The 3,377-nt window shown below is 64.6% G+C and carries 3 protein-coding genes and 2 pseudogenes; 3 read left to right on the top strand and 2 right to left on the bottom strand.

The window, feature by feature from the left end:
* A pseudogene (locus EN750_RS24920) lies at window positions 1-387 on the top strand (hypothetical protein); the annotation flags it as partial.
* 8 nt (window positions 388-395) lie between these two features.
* Window positions 396-632 (top strand): sulfurtransferase TusA family protein, encoded by a 237-nt coding sequence (locus EN750_RS24915; protein WP_164761850.1) that lies wholly within the window; start codon window positions 396-398, stop codon window positions 630-632.
* A 9-nt stretch (window positions 633-641) separates the two neighbouring features.
* Here EN750_RS24915 and EN750_RS24910 read toward each other — a convergent pair whose 3' ends face one another.
* Both EN750_RS24910 and EN750_RS24905 read right to left on the bottom strand, forming a co-directional pair.
* Entirely contained in the window at window positions 642-1,766 is a 1,125-nt protein-coding gene (locus EN750_RS24910) for a GTP-binding protein (RefSeq protein ID WP_127398047.1), read from the bottom strand.
* A gap of 3 nt (window positions 1,767-1,769) precedes the next feature.
* Window positions 1,770-2,933 carry a D-alanyl-D-alanine carboxypeptidase family protein gene (locus tag EN750_RS24905; RefSeq protein WP_127266676.1) on the bottom strand — a complete coding sequence of 388 codons (1,164 nt, stop codon included), beginning with the start codon at window positions 2,931-2,933 and terminating at the stop codon, window positions 1,770-1,772.
* A 216-nt stretch (window positions 2,934-3,149) separates the two neighbouring features.
* Here EN750_RS24905 and EN750_RS24900 point away from each other — a divergent pair.
* Window positions 3,150-3,377: pseudogene (locus EN750_RS24900) on the top strand (amidohydrolase); the annotation flags it as partial.

Here is a 3,377-nt window from a genome sequence, read left to right as displayed (position 1 = left end):
CGCCGCGCACGCGGCGAACGCGTGCCGATCGATCCGCCGTCGCTCAACAATGACGGCTCGGTCACCGAGACCGCACGCATGGGCCGCATCGATTCGCCCGCTGGCCGCAAGATGGCGGCCCTCGATGCCGAAAAGGCGGCCAAGCAGAAGGCCGAGGAGCAGAGGCTGGCTGCCATAGAGGCGGCCAAGCAAGCCAAGGAAGCCGCCAAGGCCCAGGCCTTGGCCGAAAAGGAGGCCGAAAAGGCCGCCAAGGAAGCCCCCGTCGCCACCGCGATCATCGCGGCCCCTTCGGAAGCGGCACCGATGGCTGAGACGCAAGCGGCGAATGCCGACGAGAGCCGCGTGACGAAGCTGAAGAACAAGCTGCTCGGCATGTTCGGCGGTTGATTTCGCCCGTGGATGACCGCGCCGCTATTTATGACCTCAAGGGGCTGAACTGCCCCTTGCCCGTGCTCAAGGCCAAGAAGCGCCTGGCGGGGATGCAACCGGGCAGCCGGCTCTGGCTGGAGACCACCGACCCGCTCGCCGTCATCGACATTCCGGCATTCTGTTCGGAGAGCGGCCACCAGTTGATTGAAACGGCGGCGGTCTCCGGCGGCCATCGCTTCCTGGTCGAGCGCGGCGCGCCGTAATCGTGGGAGCTACCGCCCGGCAATCGCCAGCGGGTTGTTTTCCAGCGCGGCGCGATCGGGCGTGTCGATCGACGGCCGGTTGGTGAAGGCGGCGAACAGCCTGCGGATATAATCTTCGGGCATATCGAGCGTGATCAGCACCAGCCGCGTGCCGCGCTGGCCATCTGGCCAGGACGGCAATTGCACCGGCGGATGCAGGATCTTCTGCACGCCATGGATCACCAAAGGCCGCGACGGGTCTTCCCTGAGCTCGATGACGCCCTTCATGCGCAGCAGGCGCTCGCCATGTGTCGAGCGCAGCAGGTCGAGGAACATCTCGATCGCCGAAAACGGCACCGGGCCGTCATGCACCAGCGAATAGGAACGCACCCGCGAATCGTGGCGATGACCGTGGTCATGGCCATGTTCGTGATCATGCCCATCATGGTGATCATGATCATGATGGTGATGATCATGAGCGGCTTCCTCGCCCAGCCAGCGCCGCACATCGGCGGATTTGGTTGCCGGGTTGTAGAGGCCGCAATCAAACAGCGCCGCCACGCCTGTCCCCGTGTCGCCGGCATCGAGCAGTTCGGCGCCCGGATTGATCTGCCGCAGGCGCGCCCGAAGCATTTCCAACTCATTGGGATCGACGACCAGATCGGCTTTGCTGAGCACGATGCGATCGGCGACGGCAGCCTGCTTGACCGCCTCGACATGGGCGTCGAGCGTGGCGTTGCCGTTGACGGCATCGACCAGCGTGATGACGCCGTCGAGCCGGAAGGCCTGGATCAGCGCCGGATGGGCCATGATCGACTGCAGCACCGGCGCCGGGTCGGCAAGGCCGGTGGTCTCGACGATGACGCGGGCCAGACGGGCGATGCGGCCGGTCTGCAGCCGGTCGACCAGGTCGGCCAGCGTATCGACCAGTTCGCCGCGCACCGTGCAGCACAGGCAGCCGTCCGAAAGCTGGATGATGCCGTCGGAAGACTGCTCGACCAGCAAATGGTCGATCGCCACCTCGCCGAACTCGTTGATGATCACCGCCGTGTCGGCCAGCGCCGGATCCTTGAGCAGCCGGTTGAGCAGCGTCGTCTTGCCGGCGCCGAGGAAGCCGGTCAGCACCGAGACGGGGATCGGGAAGCCGCTGCCCATTGGCTAGTTCGCAACCTTGGCCGGCTGGTCGCCCTGCGCGGCGGAGCCGGCAATCTTCGGGCCTGCGCCGGCCGGTGCCGGCCTGTCGGGCCGCCAGCTCGGGATCGGCACATCGGCATATTCCTGACCGCCCCGGTCGAGGATGGCCTTCGGCGCCGGACCGGTGGCGCCGCCAAGGCCGACGGCAACCAGCGTTGGCACATGGTCGAGCTTTTCCTGATAGGGCGATTTCGGCACGTCCTTGGCGACGACCGGCGGCGCCTCCGACTGCTCCTGCGGCGTCTTCTTCTTGCAGACCTCGTCCTTCATGTCGTTGGGCGAGACCGTGTCGCCATAGGGCGCCAGCGTGGTGACGGTGGCCGAGCCGGCGGCAGGCGCGTCAAAACCCTGATCGAGCAGTTTTGCCGCGGTCTCGGCACGTGTGACCGCCGATTTCTCGCCAAGCACCACCGCGACCAGCGTGCGCCCGTTGCGGGTCGCCGAACCGATCATGTTGAAGCCGGAAGGGCAGACAAAGCCGGTCTTCATGCCATCGGCGCCGGGATAACGACCAATCAAGAGATTGTAGTTGGGGATAGCCTTCTTGCCGACGGCAAGGCCTTCGATCGAGAACCACGGCGCATATTGCGGAAATTCGCGGCGGATCGCCATCACCAGCACGGCGAGGTCGCGCGCCGTCGTGTACTGATCCGGCGAATAGAGCCCGTTCGGATTGACGAAATGCGTGCCGTTCATGCCGAGCCGGGTCGCTTCGGCGTTCATCCGGTCGGCAAAGGCCGCCTGCGAACCTCCGACATTTTCGCCCACCGCCATGGCGATGTCGTTGGCCGATTTGACCAGCATCATCTTCAGCGCGTTGTCGAGCCGCATCACCGAGCCCGGCTTGAAGCCCATCTTGCTTGGCGGCTCGGCGGCGGAGTGTTTGGTCACCTTGATCGGCGAATCAAGCTGAACCTCGCCGGCGGCGATCGCCCGAAAGGTGACATAAGCGGTCATCAGCTTGCTCAGCGATGCCGGATACCAGCGCTTGAACGCGTCCTGATGCTGCAGGATCTTGCCGCTGCCGAGATCGAATACGACCACCGGATTGGCCAGCGCCGGCCCGGCCACGACCGACAGCGCGATTGTGCCAACCGAGAATAGTTTGAGGAAATGCCTGTACCGCATGATCAAATCCGAAATCGCCTCTTGCCGTAGTCGCCCCTGGCTCCGTAAGATTTCGTTACGCGATCGCCAGCATGATTGGTCCGACCCTCAAAAACCGGACCGCATCGTTGCGGTGCTATTTACCCTATGTGACGCCAAGATGGCAAAGTGCCTGGCGATCACAATTGCAAGGCAGCGGACGACACCCGCCTGTCCCAACAGCGAGATGGAACCATCATGCCAATCCTGAACCGTGCCGCCGAAATGCAGGACGAAGTTGCCGGCTGGCGCCAGCATCTGCACCAGACGCCAGAACTGAACTTCGACGTCTTCAAGACCGCTGCCTTCGTCACCGAGAAGCTGAAAGCCTTCGGCTGTGACGATGTGGTCACCGGCCTCGGCAAGACCGGCGTCGTCGGCATCATCCGCGGCCGGCAGGGCGAAGGCCCCACCATCGGCCTGCGC

It is taken from the genome of Mesorhizobium sp. M7A.F.Ca.ET.027.03.2.1 (assembly GCF_003999175.1).
GTDB lineage: Bacteria > Pseudomonadota > Alphaproteobacteria > Rhizobiales > Rhizobiaceae > Mesorhizobium.
The sequence above is the reverse complement of the archived record's forward strand: the minus strand, read 5'-3'. Positions and strand labels throughout refer to the sequence as shown.